At 55.3% G+C, this 907-nt stretch carries 1 protein-coding gene and 4 pseudogenes; all 5 read left to right on the top strand.

Annotated elements, in window-relative coordinates:
* A pseudogene (locus tag ACOKCT_RS22930) lies at positions 1-144 on the top strand (ArsB/NhaD family transporter); the annotation flags it as partial.
* A gap of 23 nt (positions 145-167) precedes the next feature.
* Positions 168-298 (top strand): annotated as a pseudogene (locus tag ACOKCT_RS22925) (ArsB/NhaD family transporter); the annotation flags it as partial.
* 1 nt (position 299) lies between these two features.
* A pseudogene (locus ACOKCT_RS22920) lies at positions 300-508 on the top strand (ArsB/NhaD family transporter); the annotation flags it as partial.
* 1 nt (position 509) lies between these two features.
* Positions 510-791, top strand: a 282-nt coding sequence (locus ACOKCT_RS22915; RefSeq protein WP_420193914.1) for an ArsB/NhaD family transporter, incomplete at its 5' end; no start/stop codon positions are given.
* 12 nt (positions 792-803) lie between these two features.
* Positions 804-907, top strand: a pseudogene (locus ACOKCT_RS22910) (arsenate reductase); the annotation flags it as partial.

The raw sequence follows: 907 nt of genomic DNA, 5'->3' as shown, positions 1-907 counted from the left end.
TCTTCGGTCTGGGCTTTACGCAGTACGCCTCCGTTATGATCCCCGTGGATGCGGCAGCGATTGCGGCCACGCTGGTCATGCTGCATCTCTTCTTCCGCAGGGATATTCCGGCAACGTATGACGTTTCGCTGCTGAAGACGCCTGNCAGTGCGATCAAGGATCCGGCNACCTTCAGGGCGGGCTGGATTGTCCTGTTATTGCTGCTTGTCGGTTTCTTTGTTCTGGAGCCGCTGGGGATCCCGGTCAGTGCGATAGCGGCGGCTGGCGCAGCAGTGCTGTTTGTGGTGGCGAAAAGAGGNCATGCCATCAACACCGGGAAAGTCCTGCGCGGTGCGCCATGGCAGATCGTTATTTTCTCGCTGGGCATGTATCTCGTGGTCTATGGCCTGCGCAATGCAGGGCTCACGGAGTACCTGTCTGGCGTGCTGAATCTGCTGGCAGACAAGGGGTTATGGGCAGCGACGTTCGGCACCGGCTTCCTGACGGCATTTCTCTCATCAGTGATGAANAATATGCCGACGGTGCTGATTGGTGCGCTGTCGATTGACGGGAGTACGGCGACTGGCGTAGTGAAAGAGGCAATGATTTATGCCAATGTGATTGGCTGCGATTTAGGCCCGAAAATCACCCCGATTGGCAGTCTGGCAACCCTGCTGTGGCTGCATGTGCTTGCCCAGAAAAATATAACGATCACCTGGGGATATTATTTCCGTACCGGCATTGTCATGACTGTGCCGGTGCTGTTTGTCACTCTGGCCGCGCTGGCGTGGCGGCTCTCTGTCACTTTGTAATGAGATACTGATATGAGCAACATTACCATCTATCACAACCCGGCCTGTGGCACTTCACGCAACACGCTGGAGATGATCCGTAACAGCGGCAACGAACCGACGATAATTTATTATCT

This window comes from Leclercia sp. M-A074-M (assembly GCF_965195605.1).
Classification (GTDB): Bacteria; Pseudomonadota; Gammaproteobacteria; order Enterobacterales; family Enterobacteriaceae; genus Enterobacter.
The sequence above is the reverse complement of the archived record's forward strand: the minus strand, read 5'-3'. Positions and strand labels throughout refer to the sequence as shown.